At 62.6% G+C, this 16,758-nt stretch carries 18 protein-coding genes and 1 tRNA gene; 6 read left to right on the top strand and 13 right to left on the bottom strand.

The genetic code is table 11. The features are described from left to right. Positions 1-37: 37 nt before the first annotated feature. From IB241_RS07305 to IB241_RS07290, 4 genes are all read right to left on the bottom strand, one after another. Positions 38-112, bottom strand: a tRNA-Gln gene (locus tag IB241_RS07305). A gap of 37 nt (positions 113-149) precedes the next feature. Then, on the bottom strand, positions 150-953 hold the full coding sequence (gene ispE / locus IB241_RS07300) for a 4-(cytidine 5'-diphospho)-2-C-methyl-D-erythritol kinase (RefSeq protein WP_230412803.1): 804 nt from the start codon (positions 951-953) through the stop codon (positions 150-152). 49 nt (positions 954-1,002) lie between these two features. After that, positions 1,003-1,620, bottom strand: coding sequence for a lipoprotein insertase outer membrane protein LolB (gene lolB / locus IB241_RS07295; RefSeq protein ID WP_192297785.1), 618 nt, complete (start codon positions 1,618-1,620; stop codon positions 1,003-1,005). A 4-nt stretch (positions 1,621-1,624) separates the two neighbouring features. Further along, on the bottom strand, positions 1,625-3,349 hold the full coding sequence (locus tag IB241_RS07290; protein WP_192297784.1) for a tetratricopeptide repeat protein: 1,725 nt from the start codon (positions 3,347-3,349) through the stop codon (positions 1,625-1,627). 182 nt (positions 3,350-3,531) lie between these two features. On the opposite strand from IB241_RS07290, the gene hemA reads away from it, so the two are divergent. The 6 genes from hemA (at position 3,532) to IB241_RS07260 (ending at position 8,898) form a co-directional block, all read left to right on the top strand. Further along, entirely contained in the window at positions 3,532-4,821 is a 1,290-nt protein-coding gene (gene hemA / locus IB241_RS07285) for a glutamyl-tRNA reductase (RefSeq protein WP_192297783.1), read from the top strand. Continuing rightward, a complete protein-coding gene (prfA, locus tag IB241_RS07280) occupies positions 4,818-5,900 on the top strand; it encodes a peptide chain release factor 1 (RefSeq protein WP_192297782.1) in 1,083 nt (360 codons plus the stop codon). Before hemA ends, prfA begins: the two co-directional genes overlap by 4 nt. Beyond that, positions 5,901-6,731 carry a peptide chain release factor N(5)-glutamine methyltransferase gene (prmC, locus tag IB241_RS07275; RefSeq protein WP_192297781.1) on the top strand — a complete coding sequence of 277 codons (831 nt, stop codon included), beginning with the start codon at positions 5,901-5,903 and terminating at the stop codon, positions 6,729-6,731. After that, positions 6,725-7,480: a molybdopterin-synthase adenylyltransferase MoeB gene (locus tag IB241_RS07270; protein ID WP_192297780.1), complete on the top strand. Its 756-nt coding sequence runs from the start codon at positions 6,725-6,727 to the stop codon at positions 7,478-7,480. The genes prmC and IB241_RS07270 overlap by 7 nt, the downstream gene beginning before the upstream one ends. Continuing rightward, positions 7,473-8,267 carry a glutamate racemase gene (gene murI, locus IB241_RS07265; protein ID WP_192297779.1) on the top strand — a complete coding sequence of 265 codons (795 nt, stop codon included), beginning with the start codon at positions 7,473-7,475 and terminating at the stop codon, positions 8,265-8,267. Before IB241_RS07270 ends, murI begins: the two co-directional genes overlap by 8 nt. A 112-nt stretch (positions 8,268-8,379) precedes the next feature. Next, positions 8,380-8,898, top strand: coding sequence for an acyloxyacyl hydrolase (locus IB241_RS07260; RefSeq protein ID WP_192297778.1), 519 nt, complete (start codon positions 8,380-8,382; stop codon positions 8,896-8,898). A 147-nt stretch (positions 8,899-9,045) separates the two neighbouring features. On the opposite strand, the gene IB241_RS07255 is transcribed toward IB241_RS07260, so the two are convergent. Genes IB241_RS07255 through IB241_RS07215 form a run of 9 tightly spaced genes read right to left on the bottom strand, consistent with a single transcriptional unit; the run spans position 9,046 to position 16,758 of the window. Continuing rightward, positions 9,046-9,351: a YkgJ family cysteine cluster protein gene (locus IB241_RS07255; RefSeq protein ID WP_056859129.1), complete on the bottom strand. Its 306-nt coding sequence runs from the start codon at positions 9,349-9,351 to the stop codon at positions 9,046-9,048. Positions 9,352-9,405: 54 nt separating this feature from the next. Beyond that, positions 9,406-9,897, bottom strand: coding sequence for a DUF2878 domain-containing protein (locus IB241_RS07250; RefSeq protein ID WP_192297777.1), 492 nt, complete (start codon positions 9,895-9,897; stop codon positions 9,406-9,408). Next, complete coding sequence (locus IB241_RS07245) at positions 9,890-11,161, bottom strand: SAM-dependent methyltransferase (protein WP_192297776.1); 1,272 nt, start codon at positions 11,159-11,161, stop codon at positions 9,890-9,892. Before IB241_RS07245 ends, IB241_RS07250 begins: the two co-directional genes overlap by 8 nt. Then, positions 11,148-11,957 carry a DUF1365 domain-containing protein gene (locus IB241_RS07240; protein ID WP_192297775.1) on the bottom strand — a complete coding sequence of 270 codons (810 nt, stop codon included), beginning with the start codon at positions 11,955-11,957 and terminating at the stop codon, positions 11,148-11,150. Before IB241_RS07240 ends, IB241_RS07245 begins: the two co-directional genes overlap by 14 nt. Beyond that, positions 11,954-13,201: an NAD(P)/FAD-dependent oxidoreductase gene (locus tag IB241_RS07235; protein WP_192297774.1), complete on the bottom strand. Its 1,248-nt coding sequence runs from the start codon at positions 13,199-13,201 to the stop codon at positions 11,954-11,956. The genes IB241_RS07240 and IB241_RS07235 overlap by 4 nt, the downstream gene beginning before the upstream one ends. Then, positions 13,198-13,980 carry an SDR family NAD(P)-dependent oxidoreductase gene (locus IB241_RS07230; RefSeq protein WP_192297773.1) on the bottom strand — a complete coding sequence of 261 codons (783 nt, stop codon included), beginning with the start codon at positions 13,978-13,980 and terminating at the stop codon, positions 13,198-13,200. Before IB241_RS07230 ends, IB241_RS07235 begins: the two co-directional genes overlap by 4 nt. Further along, positions 13,977-14,402: a nuclear transport factor 2 family protein gene (locus tag IB241_RS07225; RefSeq protein WP_192297772.1), complete on the bottom strand. Its 426-nt coding sequence runs from the start codon at positions 14,400-14,402 to the stop codon at positions 13,977-13,979. Before IB241_RS07225 ends, IB241_RS07230 begins: the two co-directional genes overlap by 4 nt. Next, on the bottom strand, positions 14,395-15,840 hold the full coding sequence (phrB, locus tag IB241_RS07220) for a deoxyribodipyrimidine photo-lyase (RefSeq protein WP_192297771.1): 1,446 nt from the start codon (positions 15,838-15,840) through the stop codon (positions 14,395-14,397). The genes IB241_RS07225 and phrB overlap by 8 nt, the downstream gene beginning before the upstream one ends. Further along, positions 15,841-16,758: a MerR family transcriptional regulator gene (locus tag IB241_RS07215; protein ID WP_192297770.1), complete on the bottom strand. Its 918-nt coding sequence runs from the start codon at positions 16,756-16,758 to the stop codon at positions 15,841-15,843.

The following is a 16,758-nucleotide window of genomic DNA, read 5'->3' as shown; positions in this document are numbered from 1 at the left end:
CTAGAGGCTGAGGGTAACCTGGATGAGTATTAGAAAATGGCAGGGGCGGCTGGATTCGAACCAACGCATGGCAGGATCAAAACCTGCTGCCTTACCGCTTGGCGACGCCCCTGTATCTGTTGCAACGAGTGCCTAACACTCGGTTCCTTTTAGAGCAGACTTTGCAGCTTGCGATGCAACATCGAAACGTTGCTTCCTTTTGCTACAAACCCTGTAAGGGTCTCTGTAAGAAGGGCCGAGACTTTATCAGCTTCAGCTTTGTTTGGGAAGCCCCCAAACACACAACTTCCAGTTCCGGTTAATTTTGCTTCGGTAAAATTACCTAACAAATTCAAAGCGTTACGTACCTCTGGATAACGCCTTGCTACAACCGGTAAGCAGTCATTTCGACTGTTTCCCTTGGGAACGGGGCGCACTTTAATGGGAGAAGAGTTACGTGTCAACAACGGATCTGAAAAAATTTCTGCTGTACTTACAGATACTTGCGGCACAAGTACGACATACCACGGTTCTTCGGGCTCTACAGGGGTGAGTTTTTCCCCGACACCCTCAGCAAATGCGGCGTGTCCACGCACGAAAACCGGGACGTCCGCGCCCAGTGTAAGGCCCAGCGCCGCCAGGCGATCGTGGTCCCAGCCGAGTTGCCACAAGTGATTCAGACCCAGCAGTGTGGTGGCCGCATTCGAACTGCCGCCGCCGATACCACCGCCCATGGGCAAGATTTTATCGATCCAGATGTCGATGCCGAGCGAGCAGCCAGATTGTTCCTGAAGTTTTTTTGCGGCCTTCACGATCAGGTTGCTGTCGTGGGGCACGCCTTCGAATTCGGTATGCAGCTGGATCACGCCATCGTCGCGTACGGCGAACGTCATCTCATCGCCGTAGTCGAGAAATTGAAACAGCGTCTGCAACTCGTGGTAGCCGTCTTCACGACGACCCAGGATGTGCAGCATCAAATTGAGTTTTGCAGGGGAGGGCAGGGTCAAGCGTTCTACGGTCACGTTATTGTCCCAGTTTGCGTGGTTGCCAGTCCTTGATCACCAGCGTGACGTCAAGGTTGGTGCCATGCAGCTTGATTCGTTCAGGCAGCCAGTAACCGCTTTGCTGCACGTAGCTCAAATATTCGACTTGCCAGCCATCCTGCTCCAGGGTGGCCAGGCGGCTGTCACTGTTAAGGCTCAAGCGGCTTTTGCTCTCAGGCGCGGGCAAGCCGCGTACCCACCACACCAGATGCGACACTGGCAGCTTCCAGCCGATCTGTTCTTCCAGCAATGTTTCCGGCGATGTCGCTTCATAGCGGCCCTGATTGGCCACTTCCAGGCTGACTTGCCCCGGTCGGCCGGTCAGGCGTGCCGCGCCACGGCCCAATGGGCCGGACAGGCGGATGTCGTAGTAATCCTGGCGTTGCAGCCAGAACAACGTACCGCTCCCGGAATCTTTCGGCGCACGAACACCGACTTTCCCTTCGATCTGCCAGCCATCGATGCTGGCGAGCTGATCCTTGTGCTGTTGCCATTGCGCCGGGTTGCCCTGGCCCTCAACGGATTCGCGGGTGCCGACGCCCGCGCAACCGGCGAGCAGGGCGATAAGACTGAAGACTGCAACGTGGCGCAAGAACATAAGCTTAAAGGGTCTCGGATCCGGTCAGGCGTTTGATGGTGCCGCGCAGGATGGGGCTTTCGGGTTGTTCCTTGAGGAATTTTTCCCAGATCTGGCGCGCTTCGCGTTGTTTGCCATTGGCCCACAGGACTTCACCCAGGTGGGCGGCGACTTCCTGGTCGGGGAAGCGCTCCAGTGCCTGGCGCAGCAAGCGTTCGGCTTCATCCAGGTTGCCCAGGCGGTAATTCACCCATCCCAGGCTATCGAGCACGGCCGGGTCTTCCGGGTTGAGCTTGTGCGCTTGTTCGATCAGCGCCTTGGCTTCGTCGTAGCGCGTGGTCCGGTCGGACAAGGTGTAGCCCAGGGCGTTGAGGGCCATGGCGTTGTCCGGATCACGCTTGATGATCAGGCGCAGGTCTTTTTCCATCTGCGCCAGGTCGTTGCGCTTTTCCGCCTGCATGGCGCGGGTGTACAGCAGGTTCAGGTCGTCAGGGTATTGCAGCAACGCTTGTTGCAGCAGTTTCCAGGCGCGCTCGCCCTGGTTATTGGCCGACAGGGTTTCGGCCTGGATCAGGTACAGCTGGATCGCGTAGTCAGGCTCGGCATCACGCGCAGCCGCCAGGCGTTTTTCCGCCTCGTCGGTGCGACCGTTGCTCATCAATATGTCGGCCTGGCGCAGTTGCGCCGGCAGGTAATCGTTGCCAGGGCCGACCTGGGCATACTCAAGCAGGGCGGCCTGTGGGTCATTGTGCTCCTCGGCGATGCGGCCCAGGTTCAGGTGCGCCGAATCCACGTGGCTTTCGCGTTCGATCAGCTCTTGCAGGTAACCCTTGGCCTCATCCCAGGCCTTGGCTTCCAGGCACACCAGTGCGAGGGAATAGCGCAGTTCGTCGTCGTCCGGGTATTGCTGGACCAGGTTGGCGAACTGCACTTTGGCGTCTTCCATGCGGTCCTGTTCCACCAGCATGCGCGCGTAGGTCAGGCGCAGGCGCTTGTCGTCCGGGTACTTCTTGATGCTTTTTTCCAGCAGCGGAATCGCTTCCTTGCCGCGATTGAGGTTTTGCAGCAGGCGCGCACGCAGCAGGATCGGCGCGATCTCACCCTCTTCCGGTGGGTTCTGCTCCAGCAGTTTCAGCGCCGCATCGGCCTCGTCGTCTTGCTGCAACAGCAAGGCCTTGCCGAAAATCAGCTGACTGTTCTTGGGATGTTTTTGCAGCAGGCGGTCGAAGCTCTTCATCAGACCATTGCGCGTGTCCTGGTCGGTGTCGGCAGCCGACAGCGCAAGAAAGTCGAAATGGGTGTCGCCCTTGCCCTGCAAGACCTTCTCCATATAGACCATGGAGTCGTCGTAGCGCCCCGCACGCGCCAGTTGCACCGCCGCGGCGCGCTGCGCCTCGAGGTCGTCCGGCGCGTTTTTCGCCCAGATCAGCGAGGTATCCAGCGCAGCCTGATCGGCGCCCAGGTACTCGGCGATACGAAACGCCCGCTCGGAAATCCCCGGGTCCTGCGTATTGATGGCCTGCGTCACGTAGTTATCCAACGCAATGTCGAAACGATTGCGCTGGCCAGCCAGCTCCGCGCTCAGCAGGCTGAACACCGTTTCTTCACTGAATGAAGAATAAACCTTGGGCTTTTCAGGGGCGGGGGTGCTGTCTTCCACCGGCGGCGTACCGTCCGGCGACACGGGGGCCAAGGCCTGGCAGCCGCTGAGGAAGACAAAAGCAAGGAGCAACGCGGAGGATCTATTCATATAGGAAGAGGACGACTAACCTGCGGTCGGATCATCATGACACAAGCCTTCGGCCAAACATAACCGAGACTCAGTTGGCGTATTTATAGGTACAAGGTATAGGGACAATAGACGACGGTGGTTGTTCTGAATCTTTCGAAGTAGGACAATTGTCGGCTTCCCGACATCATCAGCGATATTGAATGGCCTTCCTCGCACTCGGTATTAACCACAAGACTGCCTCCGTAGACGTGCGCGAGCGCGTAGCGTTTACGCCAGAGCAGTTGGTTGAGGCCTTGCAACAGCTCTGCCGGCTCACCGACAGCCGCGAAGCTGCAATCCTTTCAACCTGCAATCGCAGCGAGCTTTATATAGAGCAGGAACATCTTTCCGCGGATGTGGTACTGCGCTGGCTGGCCGATTACCACCATTTAAGCCTCGATGAGCTGCGCGCGTGTGCTTATGTGCACGAAGAGGATGCGGCAGTTCGTCACATGATGCGTGTGGCGGCCGGTCTCGATTCGCTGGTGTTGGGCGAGCCGCAGATCCTTGGCCAGATGAAATCCGCCTACGCCGTGGCGCGTGAGGCTGGTACGGTGGGGCCGCTGTTGGGCCGCCTGTTCCAGGCCACGTTCAACTCGGCCAAGCAGGTGCGGACCGACACCGCCATCGGCGAAAACCCGGTGTCCGTGGCGTTTGCTGCCGTCAGTCTGGCCAAACAGATTTTCAGCGACTTGCAGCGCAGCCAGGCCCTGCTGATCGGCGCTGGCGAGACCATCACCCTGGTCGCCCGCCACCTGCACGACCTGGGCGTGAAACGCATTGTCGTCGCCAACCGCACCCTTGAGCGTGCGAGCATCCTCGCCGAGCAGTTCGGCGCCCATGCGGTGTTGCTGTCGGACATCCCGGCCGAGTTGGTGCGCAGCGATATTGTCATCAGCTCCACCGCCAGCCAGTTGCCGATCCTCGGCAAAGGCGCGGTCGAAAGCGCGCTGAAGCTGCGCAAGCACAAGCCGATCTTTATGGTGGACATCGCCGTTCCCCGGGACATCGAACCCGAAGTCGGCGAGTTGGACGACGTTTACCTCTATAGCGTCGACGATCTGCACGAAGTGGTCGCCGAGAACCTCAAGAGTCGCCAGGGTGCAGCCCAGGCGGCCGAAGAGATGGTCAGCGACGGCGCCGAAGATTTCATGGTGCGCTTGCGTGAACTGGCGGCAGTGGACGTGCTCAAGGCGTATCGTCAGCAGGGCGAACGCCTGCGCGACGAGGAACTGAGCAAGGCCCAGCGTTTGCTGGCCAACGGCAGCAACGCCGAAGAGGTGCTGATGCAACTGGCCCGTGGCCTGACCAACAAGCTGCTCCACGCCCCCAGCGTGCAGCTTAAAAAGTTGACTGCCGAAGGCCGCCTCGATGCGCTGGCCATGGCCCAAGAACTCTTTGCCCTCGGTGAGGGCGCGTCAGATAGCTCTTCGGATAAAAAACCGCAATGAAAGCGTCACTGCTCAATAAACTGGACGTGCTCCAGGACCGTTTCGAAGAACTGACCGCCTTGCTCGGCGATGGCGAAGTCATCTCCGATCAGACCAAGTTCCGTACCTATTCCAAGGAATACGCGGAAGTTGAGCCGATTGTGACCACCTATGGCCAGTGGCTGAAAACCCAGGCCGACCTCGAAGGCGCCCAGGCGCTGCTCAAGGACAGCGACCCGGACATGCGCGAAATGGCCGTGGAAGAAGTCCGCGAAGCCAAGGAAAAACTGGTCGCGCTCGAAGGCGATCTGCAACGCATGCTGCTGCCCAAAGACCCCAACGACGGGCGCAACGTGTTCCTCGAAATCCGTGCCGGCACCGGCGGCGACGAGGCGGCGATCTTCTCCGGCGACCTGTTCCGCATGTATTCGCGGTATGCCGAGCGACGCGGCTGGCGAGTCGAGATCCTCTCGGAGAATGAGGGGGAGCACGGCGGCTATAAAGAAGTCATCGCACGGGTTGAAGGCGATAACGTCTACGGCAAGCTCAAGTTCGAGTCTGGCGCACACCGGGTACAACGCGTGCCGGCCACCGAGTCCCAGGGCCGCATCCACACCTCGGCCTGCACCGTGGCCGTGTTGCCCGAGCCGGACGAGCAGGAAGCCATCGAGATCAACCCGGCCGACCTGCGCGTCGACACCTACCGCTCGTCGGGCGCCGGCGGCCAGCACGTCAACAAGACCGACTCGGCGATCCGCATTACCCACTTGCCGTCCGGCATTGTGGTGGAGTGTCAGGAAGAACGTTCCCAGCACAAGAACCGGGCGCGGGCCATGTCCTGGCTGTCGGCCAAGCTCAACGACCAGCAGACCAGCGCCGCTGCCAATGCGATTGCCAGCGAGCGCAAGTTGCTGGTGGGCTCGGGCGACCGCTCCGAACGCATCCGCACCTACAACTTTGCCCAGGGCCGGGTCACCGACCACCGGGTCAACCTCACGCTCTACTCCCTCGACGAGATCCTCGCCGGTGGCGTCGATGCGGTGATCGAGCCGTTGCTCGCCGAATACCAGGCCGACCAACTTGCAGCGATAGGTGACTAAATGACCATTATCGCCAGCCTGCTGCGCGCTGCCGACCTGCCCGACTCGCCCACCGCGCGCCTGGACGCCGAGTTATTGCTCGCCGCGGCCCTGGGCAAGTCGCGCAGCTACCTGCACACCTGGCCGGAGAAAATCGTCAGCAGCGAAGATGCGCTGACCTTTGCCGGCTACCTGCAACGCCGCCGCGGCGGTGAGCCGGTGGCCTACATCCTCGGCCAGCAAGGCTTCTGGAAGCTGGACCTGGAGGTCGCGCCCCACACGCTGATCCCGCGTCCGGACACCGAGTTACTGGTGGAAACCGCCCTGGAATTGTTGCCGGCCACGCCGACCCAGGTTCTCGACCTCGGCACCGGCAGCGGCGCGATTGCCCTGGCCCTGGCCAGCGAGCGCCCGGCCTGGACCGTCACCGCCGTCGACCGCGTGCTCGAAGCGGTGGCCCTGGCCGAGCGCAATCGCCAGCGCCTGCACCTGAATAACGTCACCGTGCTGAACAGCCACTGGTTCAGCGCCCTGCAAGGCCACACCTACGATCTGATCATCAGCAACCCGCCGTACATTGCCGACAACGACCCGCACCTGGTCGCCGGTGACGTGCGCTTCGAACCGGCCAGTGCGCTGGTGGCGGGCCGCGATGGCCTGGACGACTTGCGCCACATCATCAAGCAGGCACCCCAGCACCTGAATGCCGCTGGCTGGCTGCTGCTCGAACACGGTTACGACCAGGCTGGCGCCGTGCGTGACCTATTGCTGGGCGAAGGTTTTGACAACGTGCACAGCCGCATCGACCTTGGCGGCCACGAGCGCATTACCCTGGGACGCCGGCCGTGCTGACCGACCAGGAACTGCTGCGCTACAGCCGACAGATTCTGTTGCAGCATGTCGACATCGACGGCCAGTTGCGCCTGAAACACAGCCGCGCCCTGATCATCGGCCTGGGCGGGCTGGGCGCGCCGGTTGCGTTGTACCTGGCTGCTGCGGGGGTCGGTGAGTTGCACGTGGCGGACTTCGACAGCGTCGACCTGACCAACCTGCAACGCCAGATCATCCACGACACCGCCAGCGTCGGGCAGACCAAGGTCGATTCGGCCCTGCGTCGCCTGGGCGCGATCAATCCTGAAATCACGCTGGTCGCCCATCGCAGCGCGCTGGACGCCGATTCACTCGCCGCGGCGGTCGCGGCGGTGGATGTGGTCCTCGATTGCAGCGACAACTTCTCCACCCGCGAAGCGGTCAACGCCGCCTGCGTCGCCGCGACCAAGCCGTTGATCAGCGGCGCGGCGATTCGCCTGGAAGGGCAACTGTCGGTATTCGACCCGCGTCGCGCCGACAGCCCGTGCTACCACTGTTTATACGGGCACGGCAGCGACACCGAACTGACCTGCAGCGAAGCCGGCGTGGTCGGGCCGCTGGTGGGCCTGGTCGGCAGCCTGCAAGCGCTGGAAGCCTTGAAGCTGCTGGCCGGTTTCGGCGAGCCGCTGGTGGGCCGCTTGTTGCTGATCGATGCATTGAGCAGCCGTTTCCGCGAGTTGCGCGTCAAGCGCGACCCCGGTTGCAGCGTGTGCGGGACTCACCATGGTTAAGGACGCGCCGATCGGTGTGTTCGATTCCGGCGTCGGCGGGCTGTCGGTGCTGGAGGAAATCCAGCAACTGCTGCCCCACGAATCGCTGCTGTACGTGGCCGACTGCGGGCATATCCCTTACGGCGAGAAAAGCCCGGCCTTTATTCTTGAGCGCTCGCGGCAGGTTGCCGGGTTTCTGCGCGAGAAGGGGGCCAAGGCGTTTGTGATTGCCTGCAACACCGCGACCGTTGCGGCCGTTGCCGATTTACGCAAGGACTTCCCGGATTGGCCGTTGGTGGGCATGGAACCTGCCGTCAAGCCTGCGGCCGCCGCGACCCGCAGCGGTGTGGTCGGCGTGCTCGCCACCACGGGCACCCTGCAAAGCGCCAAGTTCGCGGCACTGCTTGATCGCTTCGCCACCGATGTCCGCGTGATTACTCAGCCGTGCCCGGGCCTGGTGGAACTGATCGAAACCGGCGACCTGAGCAGCCCGGCACTGCGCCAGTTGTTGCAGGGGTATATCGACCCGCTGCTCGGCGCCGGCTGCGACACCATCATCCTCGGCTGCACCCACTATCCCTTCCTCAAGCCGCTGCTGGCGCAGATGCTGCCCCCCAGCATCATCCTCATCGACACCGGCGCCGCCGTGGCCCGCCAGCTCAAGCGCTTGCTCGGCGAGCGCAACCTGCTGGCCGACGGCAAACCCGCGCCAGCGCAGTTCTGGACCAGCGGCGATGTGTCTCATCTAAGAAATATCCTACCAACACTATGGAAATATCCGGGCGTTGTGCGAAGCTTCGGTGCGTGAAAAATTCGTGAAATGCCCGCGTTAAAAGCTGGAACTTCCGTCTATTTGCCAGCTTCTATAGCGAGATAGCTTGTACAAAACCAAATAACTTCGTCGGGAAAGGATGTTTCTTATGAAGCGCTTGTTCTGTTTGGCCGCGATTGCGGCCGTCGTTGTAGGGCACACCGTTTCAGCCCAGGCCGCTGGCCTGGAATTGGGGGTGGGGAGCACCAGTGATTCGACACTGACCTATCGGCTGGGGCTGACGTCGCAGTGGGACAAAAGCTGGTGGCAGACCGATACCGGGCGCTTGACCGGCTACTGGAGCGGTGCCTACACCTACTGGGATGGTGACAAGCACGCCAGCGTCAGCAGCCTGTCGCTCTCGCCAGTGTTTGTGTATGAGTTTGCCGGTGAGAAGGTCAAGCCGTACATCGAGGCGGGGGTGGGCGTGGCGCTGTTCTCGCGCACACGGGTCGAGGACAACAATATTGGCCAGGCTTTTCAGTTCGAAGATCGGCTGGGATTCGGCCTGCGCTTTGCCGGTGGGCATGAGGTGGGGATTCGCGCCACGCACTATTCCAATGCCGGGCTGAGCAGCAACAACGATGGGGTCGAGAGCTATTCGTTGCACTACACCCTGCCGTTGTAGTTCTTCCAAACAGCGCAAATCAATGTGGGAGCGGGCTTGCTCGCGAATGCGGTGGATCACCGATACATGCATTGGCTGACCCACCGCATTCGCGAGCAAGCCCGCTCCCACACGAGGCCGCTCCCACATTTGGATCTCCATTCAGGTTCAGCGATAGGCCGTCGCAATCCCCTGCCGCTCTTCCAGGCACTCCGGCGCGCCCATCTCGAACTCCCGGCAGATCAAGGGCCGGCGCTCGTAGATCGTGCACATCATCGTGTCCCGGTCCAGCGCTGCGCACCAGCCGTCGTCGAGGCGCAGCATCACTTCGCCGCCCCAATCGTCCGTATCGATGTAGCGCTCCGGCACGCCGGTATCGGTGATCAGCATCACTTCCAACTGGCAGCAGCAGGCCGCGCACGTCGAGCAGGTGACGGCGGGTTCGGTGATTTGGGTGTGGGGGATGTTGGTCATAGGCGCGCAGTGTAAGGCAAGCCGATCAAGAGCGTGTGAATGCTCTGACAGACGTCAGTGTCCCAGCTCTCGGGCGACCCAATGCAAGACGGGGAACAATAGTCCCCAGAGCAGCGCCAGGCCAATCACGGTCGGTGCCGTGCCGTAGCCGAAACTCACCCCGGCCAATTGGCTGCCTGCGTAATAGGACAGCGGCCCACCCACGGCTCCCAGCAGGCTGGCCCGCCACCAGGGGCGTGCGCTCCAGGCCAGGCAATGGCGCAAGGTCGTCCCCAGCAGCGCCCACAACACCATCAGCCACAGCGGAATCAGCGGCCCCGGCAGGCTGAAATGAAACACGCCAAAGGAGCGCAACGAGGTGTCGATCAGCGTGCCGAGCAAGGTCACGGCGAGAATCACCTGGCCCTCGCGCGACCACGAACTTATCCACAGCAGGTGCACGGCCAGCGCCGCCACCGCCACCAGTAGCCACCGATTGTCGCCGCCCAGCACGCAGGCAAACCAGCCGCACTGGAACAGCACGGCATTCACCAGCGGTTTAAGCATCGAAGCGCCCGAGCAACGGCGGGTTGATCGCAGCGGGCTTGGCCAGCAGCAGTTGTGCGGTGCCGATCGTGCGCTCCATGAACCCCCCTTCGCAGTAGCACAAGTAGAATTCCCACAGCCGCAGGAAGTACTCATCGTAGCCCAGCTCCGCGAGGCGGCCATGGGCGCGGCGAAAGTTCTCATGCCACAGGCGCAGGGTTCGCGCGTAGTGCAGGCCGAAATCCTCCATGTGCATCAGGTTCAAGTCGGTATCGCGGCTGACGATCTCCAGCATCTTCTGTACACAGGGCAGGGCGCCGCCGGGGAAGATGTAACGCTGGATAAAGTCGACGCTGCGCTTGGCCTGTTCGTAGCGTTGGTCGCGGATGGTGATGGCTTGCAGCAACATCAGGCCGTCGCTCTTGAGCAGTTGCGCGCACTGTTTGAAGTAGGTCGGCAGGAAGCGATGGCCCACCGCTTCGATCATTTCAATGGAGACCAGCTTGTCGTACGCGCCGGTCAGGTCGCGGTAGTCCTGCAACAGCAGTGTCACCCGATCACCCAGGCCCAGTGCGGCGATGCGTTTTTCGGTGTAGGCAAACTGCTCTTTGGACAAGGTGGTGGTGGTGACCTTGCAGCCATAATGCTGCGCGGCATACAGCGCCATGCTGCCCCAGCCGGTGCCGATTTCCAGCAGGTGGTCGGTGGCCTTGAGCGCGAGTTTCTGGCAGATGCGCTCCAGCTTGTTCAATTGCGCCTGTTCCAGGCTGTCGTCGGGGCTCAGGAATTGCGCCGACGAGTACATCATGGTCGGGTCGAGGAATTCTTCGAACAGGTCATTGCCCAGGTCGTAGTGGGCGGCAATGTTTTTCTGCGAGCCCTTGCGTGTGTTGCGGTTGAGCCAGTGCAAGCCCTGGGTCAGTGGACGCGCCAGGCGTGCGAGGCCGCCTTCCATCGCATCGAGCACATCGAGGTTGCTGACCATCACGCGCACCACGGCAGTCAGGTCCGGGCTGCTCCAGTAACCATGGATAAATGCCTCACCCGCGCCGATGGAACCACTGGCCGCCACCAGGCCCCACACCGCCGGATCGAGGATGTGGATCTCCCCCAGCAGGTGCGCTTCCCGTGCGCCGAACACCTGGCGTTCGCCGTCCTCGATCACCACCAACTGGCCGTGGCGCAGTTGGCTCAATTGACGCAGCACGGCCTTGCGCAGCAGTGCGCTGGTCATGCCGTTGACGTTCAGACGGTGGGACTTGACCGATAAACTAGGGGTTTTCATGGCGGCGATCCTTGGTATACCCGACTGCAGTGCGAGAGGTGCCTTCGGCAGCCCTGTGGGAAAAAATCGGTGTGCGTTTGAGTAACAAGCGCAGGGCCTGCCAGTAAATCGCGAGGCAGGTCTTGGCGGTCATCCAGGGGAAGCGCCATAGGTAGCGATGCAGGCTGGCGCGGTTCAGTGCATGTTTTTCCAGGCTCAAGGTGGCGTCGAAGACTTTTTGCGTGCCCTGCCAATCGGCCATGTGCACGCCAAGCCTGGCGGCGGGCGGGCTGAAGCTCATGCGGTATTCCAGGTCGCGGGGCAGGAACGGCGACACATGAAACGCCTTGGCCACGGCGAAATGCTGATGTTCATCCGCGTCCAGCGCCTGGGCCGGCAGCACGTAGTGGTAACGCTCGCGCCAGGGCGTGTTGGTCACTTCACACAGGATCGCGGCCAATTGTCCGTCAGCCTCGAAGCAGTAGAAGAAACTCACCGGGTTAAAAGCCAGGCCCCAACTGCGGGCCTGGGTCAGTAGGCAGATAACGCCCTGGGGTGTACGCCCCAGAGCCTTGCCGACTTCATGGCGCACGGCATCGCTCAAGCTCATGCCGGTGCGCGTGAACTCACGCAGGTAGTCCTGCTGGCGAAAACCGAACGCGGCAAAACGGCTGCGCCCGGCCAAGGGCGAGAGCCCGAGCACCGTGTGTTCTTCGCTCAAATCCAGGTACAGCAAGCCGATGCGGTAGCGAAAGGCGTGGGCCTTGGGGGCAAACCGGCGATGGGCGATCCAGCCGCTGTACAGGGCGCTGTTCACAGGCTTTCCCCAAAGGCCTTGGCCACGCGCAGCGCGCTGACCACGCCATCTTCGTGAAAGCCGTTGGCCCAGTAGGCGCCGCAATAATAGGTGTTGCGCATGCCGAACAACTCTTGCCAGCGCGCTTGGGCGGCCACCGCCGCGAGGCTGTATTGCGGGTGCGCGTAGGTGTAGCGGGCGAGGATCTTCAGCGGGTTGATCATGGCCGTCTGGTTCAGGCTGACGCAAAAGGTGGTGGCGCTGTCGATGCCTTGCAGGATGTTCATGTCGTAGGTGACGGCGGCCTGGGTCTGCGCATCGCCGCTGAGCCGGTAGTTCCAGCTGGCCCAGGCGAGTTTGCGATCCGGCAGCAGACGGGTGTCGGTGTGCAGCACCACGTCGTTGTCGGCGTAGGGCAGGGCGCCGAGGATGTCGTGTTCGGCCTGGCTTGGGTCGGCCAGCAGCGCCAAGGCCTGGTCGCTGTGGCAGGCGAATACCACGCGGTCAAACGTCTCGCGGCCGGCGGCGCTGTGGATAACCACCCCGTCGGCGGTGCGCTCAACGTTATGCACAGGGCAGTCGAGGCGGATCTGTTCGCGAAAGCTGCGGGTCAGCGGTTCGATATAGCTGCTCGAACCACCCTCGATCACGCACCACTGCGGGCGATTGCTCACCGACAGCAAGCCGTGGTTCTTGAAGAAGCGCACAAAGAACTGCAACGGAAACCCGAGCATGTCCGCCAGGGACATCGACCAGATCGCCGCGCCCATCGGCACGATGTAGTGTCGGATAAACCGCTCGCCATAACCGCCGGCCTTGAGGTACTCACCCAGGGTCATCTCGGCGCTGATGCGCTGTTCTTGCAGGTCCAGCGGGGCCTCGCGGTTGAAGCGCAGGATGTCGCGCAACATGCCCCAGAACCCCGGCGACAAGATATTGCGCCGCTGGGCAAACAGGCTGTTGAGGTTGTTGCCGTTGTACTCGAAGCGCTGGCTCTCGTCGTGTACCGAAAAGCTCATCTCGGTGGGTTTGAACGTGACGCCGATCTGCCCCAGCAGTTGGATGAAATTGGGGTAGGTCCAGTCGTTGAACACGATGAAACCGGTGTCCACCGCATGGCTTTCACCGGCGACGCTGACGTTGACCGTATGGGTATGCCCGCCGATGCGGTCGCCCGCTTCGAACAGCGTGATGTCGTGGCGGCGGCTGAGCAGGTAGGCGCTGGTCAGCCCGGCGATGCCGCTGCCGATGATGGCGATTTTCACAGGCGATCCTTCTGCGGTAGCGGGCTGCGCAACATGCGCCTGCCGATGAACAACTGCACGCGCGCCGGCAGCTTCGACAGCGGCCAGAGGGTGGCGATAAACAGTGCCGGGAAGGCGATTTCCAGCGGACGTTTCGCAAGCTTTACGAAGATATGGCGCGCGGCCTTGCCGGCCGGCCAGCTCAGGGGCATGGGGAAATCATTGCGTTCGGTCAGCGGCGTGTCGACAAAGCCCGGGCTGATCACCGTGACGTCGATGTGTTCCGGCGACAGGCCGATGCGCAAGGATTCCAACAGGTAGCGCAAGCCGGCCTTGGACGCGCCATAGGCTTCGGCGCGCGGCATCGGCAGGTACGTCACGGCGCTCGCGACGCCCACCAGGTGCGGGCGGATTCCGGCGCGCAACAGCGGCAACGCGGCCTCGATGCAATAACTGCTGGCCAGCAGGTTGGTGCGTACCACCTGTTCGACAATCGCGGCGTCGAAGTGCTGGGCATCGATGTATTCACAGGTGCCGGCGTTGAGGATCACCGTGTCCAGCGCGCCCCAGGCAGCGCTGATCTGTGCGCCGATCTCACGCACGGCCTGGCTGTCGGTCAAGTCGCCGGGCACCAGCAGCACTTGCCCCGGATAGCGTTCGGCCAGGGTTTGCAGCGGGGCTGTGGTGCGCGAACTGAGCGCGACCTGGGCGCCGCTTTCCAACAGCTCGATCGCCAGCGCTGCGCCGATGCCACTGCTGGCGCCGGTCAGCCAGTAACGGCGGGGGGGTGTCTGGCTCATGCGATTCTCCTTTTCAGCCAGCGGACCACGCGGCCCAGCACGGGCAGGTGCTCGTAAAGCAGGGCGCCGGCGTCGAAATAGTCGCGATGGCGATACACCTTGCCGTCGCGCCACTGCAGGTGCGAGCAGCCTTCCACGCGGATCACCTTGCCGTTGGCCAGGCGCGGGTGGCAGAAGCTCATTTTCCAGCGCAGGTAGCCTTCGCCTTCAGCCACCTCGTCGAAGCTGTGAAAGTCGAAGCGCAACTGGCGCACGTTGCCGTACAGCTCGGCGAAGTAACGCCGTAGCGCGGGCAGGCCGTGGACTTCATGCAGCGGGTCGGCAAAGGCGATGTCCTGGCTGTAGAGGCTGTCGAGCAGGTGCAGGTTGTGCTTATCCAGCGTGGCAAAGGCCTGGGCGAAGCGGCGCAGGAAGTCACTCATGCTCGCCCCCGATCGCCGCGCGTGACGGCAGGCTGCGGAAGGCCGCCAGGGCGCGTTCGCGGGATTTTTTCAGGTCGACGATGGCCCTTGGGTAATCCGCCACGCCGAATAGGCCGCCGACCGCCTCGGGGTTATGCACTTCCTTTTTATTCAGCGCGGCCAACTCGGGCAGCCAGCGCTTGATGAACACGCCGTCGCCGTCGAATTTTTCCGACTGGCTCAGCGGGCTGAAGATGCGGAAATACGGCGCCGAGTCGGTGCCGGTCGACGAACTCCACTGCCAGCCGCCGTTGTTGGCGGCGAGGTCGCCGTCGATCAGGTGGCGCATAAAGAAGCGCTCGCCTTCACGCCAGTCGATCAGCAGGTTCTTGGTCAGGAACATCGCCACCACCATGCGCAGGCGGTTGTGCATCCAGCCGGTTTCGAGCAGTTGGCGCATGGCCGCGTCGATGATCGGCAGGCCGGTGCGCGCTTCTTGCCACGCCGCCAGGTCCTTGGGCGCATCGCGCCAGGCCACGGCTTCGGTCTCGGGACGGAACGCACGGTGACGGGACACCCGTGGGTAGCCGACGAGGATGTGTTTGTAGAACTCGCGCCAGAGCAGTTCGTTGATCCAGGTGATGGCGCCGATGTCGCCACTTTCGAATTCGCCCCGGTTGGTTTGCAGCGCGGCGTGCAGGCATTGGCGCGGTGACACCACGCCCGCCGCGAGGTACGCCGAAAGCTGGCTGGTACCGGGCTTGGCGGGGAAGTCGCGCTCGTCCTTGTAGTAGCTGATCTGTTGCTCGGCGAAGGCGTCCAGGCGCCGACGGGCTTCGTCTTCACCGGCGGGCCAGAGCGCGCGCAGGCTGTCGCTGGGGGGCTCGAAGCCGTCGACGGCCTGGGGGATCGGATCGCGTTTGATGGCGATTGGCGCCTGGGCTTTGGCTGTCGGCACCAGGCGCGGCAGGGCGCTGTGCAGGCGCGTATAGCAGACCTTGCGGAACTGGCTGAACACCTGGAAATACGTGCCGCTCTTGGTCAGCACACTGCCGGGTTGGAAGAACAGTTGGTCGAGGTAGCTGTGGAACGTCACGCCGTCGGCGTCCAGCGCCGTGGCCACGGCAGCGTCGCGGCGGCTCTCGTGGATGCCGTATTCCTCGTTGACGTGCACAGACGTCACCGACAGTTCGCGGCACAGTTCACTCAAGACGCCTGGCGCCTGGTCCCAGGTGGCGGCGTGGCGGATCAACAGGGGAATGTTCAGCTCCCCAAGGGCGTTGCTCAGTTCGCGCAGGTTGCGCAGCCAGAAATCCACCTTGCACGGTGCGTCATCGTGGGCCTGCCACTGCTCGGCGGTTATCAGGTACACGGCGGCGACCGGGCCACGCTGGCTCGCGGCGGCCAGGGCGGTGTTGTCGTGCAGGCGCAGGTCGGTGCGCAACCAGATCAAATGCATTTAAACGATTCCACGCTGGATCAGTAGCTGGTGGGCCGACAACGGGTCTTCGGCCACGCACAGTTGGGGGGTGTCAGTGCTTAATACGGCCAACTCGGCTTGGTGGATGCATACCGTTGGTCCGGCAATCAGCGTTGGGCAATCGACACCGCCCAGCAGTTTGCCGAGGGCCGGCACATGCAGCGCTTTACTCGAATACAGCAGCACGGCGCGCGGTTTCAGATGTTCCACCGCCAGCGCGAGTTCGCCGGCCGGCAGCGGCCAGTCGAAGACTTCCACCGGGCAGTCGGCGCTGCTGGCCAGCCAGGCGCTGAGCCATAAGTGCGGTTCCAGCGGCAGGTCCGAGTGGTTGACCAGCAGCAGCGGCGCGCCCTGGAGCTGACGGTTGTTGTGGTAGATGCGTGCGCCAAACTTGCTGCGCAGCCACGACAGGAAAAACACCCGCTCCATCTGCGCGCCGAACTGGCCTTGCCAGCGCAACTCCAGATCCTTGAGCAGGGGCAGCAAGAGTTGCTCGCACAGGGTGCGCGGCGGGTACAGCGCCATGGCCTGGTTGAAGGCATCGTCGACCCGACGCTCGGCCAATTCGCTGATCGCTTGCACCAGCGTCTGGCGCAAGGTGTGCCATTCATTTTCAACGACGTCGATGGCGGGTTGGGCGGAGTCGATCAAGGCTTTCACCTGGCCGACCGGCACGCCACGGTTGAGCCAGGTGAGGATGGTATGGATGCGTTGCACGTGTTCGGCGCTGAACAGTCGGTGGCCCTTGGGTGTGCGCTGGGGCACGATCAGCCCGTAGCGGCGTTCCCAGGCGCGCAGGGTCACGGCGTTGACTCCGGTCTGGCGCGCCACTTCGCGGATCGGCAGCCAGCCGTCTTCGACGGCTTGGGCGAGGTCTTCGGGTGGGGCAGCTTTCAT

This window comes from Pseudomonas sp. PDM05 (assembly GCF_014851685.1).
In the GTDB taxonomy this organism is placed as follows: Bacteria; Pseudomonadota; Gammaproteobacteria; order Pseudomonadales; family Pseudomonadaceae; genus Aquipseudomonas.
The sequence above is the reverse complement of the archived record's forward strand: the minus strand, read 5'-3'. Positions and strand labels throughout refer to the sequence as shown.

Bases quoted from the DNA above. Each gene is read 5' to 3' on its own strand.
- ispE (WP_230412803.1), bottom strand. From the start codon at position 953: ATGCTGCACATCCTGGGTCGTCGTGAAGACGGCTACCACGAGTTGCAG.
- lolB (WP_192297785.1), bottom strand. From the start codon at position 1,620: ATGTTCTTGCGCCACGTTGCAGTCTTCAGTCTTATCGCCCTGCTCGCC.
- IB241_RS07290 (WP_192297784.1), bottom strand. From the start codon at position 3,349: ATGAATAGATCCTCCGCGTTGCTCCTTGCTTTTGTCTTCCTCAGCGGC.
- hemA (WP_192297783.1), top strand. From the start codon at position 3,532: ATGGCCTTCCTCGCACTCGGTATTAACCACAAGACTGCCTCCGTAGAC.
- prfA (WP_192297782.1), top strand. From the start codon at position 4,818: ATGAAAGCGTCACTGCTCAATAAACTGGACGTGCTCCAGGACCGTTTC.
- prmC (WP_192297781.1), top strand. From the start codon at position 5,901: ATGACCATTATCGCCAGCCTGCTGCGCGCTGCCGACCTGCCCGACTCG.
- murI (WP_192297779.1), top strand. From the start codon at position 7,473: ATGGTTAAGGACGCGCCGATCGGTGTGTTCGATTCCGGCGTCGGCGGG.
- IB241_RS07260 (WP_192297778.1), top strand. From the start codon at position 8,380: ATGAAGCGCTTGTTCTGTTTGGCCGCGATTGCGGCCGTCGTTGTAGGG.
- IB241_RS07255 (WP_056859129.1), bottom strand. From the start codon at position 9,351: ATGACCAACATCCCCCACACCCAAATCACCGAACCCGCCGTCACCTGC.
- IB241_RS07250 (WP_192297777.1), bottom strand. From the start codon at position 9,897: ATGCTTAAACCGCTGGTGAATGCCGTGCTGTTCCAGTGCGGCTGGTTT.
- IB241_RS07245 (WP_192297776.1), bottom strand. From the start codon at position 11,161: ATGAAAACCCCTAGTTTATCGGTCAAGTCCCACCGTCTGAACGTCAAC.
- IB241_RS07230 (WP_192297773.1), bottom strand. From the start codon at position 13,980: ATGAGCCAGACACCCCCCCGCCGTTACTGGCTGACCGGCGCCAGCAGT.
- IB241_RS07225 (WP_192297772.1), bottom strand. From the start codon at position 14,402: ATGAGTGACTTCCTGCGCCGCTTCGCCCAGGCCTTTGCCACGCTGGAT.
- phrB (WP_192297771.1), bottom strand. From the start codon at position 15,840: ATGCATTTGATCTGGTTGCGCACCGACCTGCGCCTGCACGACAACACC.
- IB241_RS07215 (WP_192297770.1), bottom strand. From the start codon at position 16,758: ATGAAAGCTGCCCCACCCGAAGACCTCGCCCAAGCCGTCGAAGACGGC.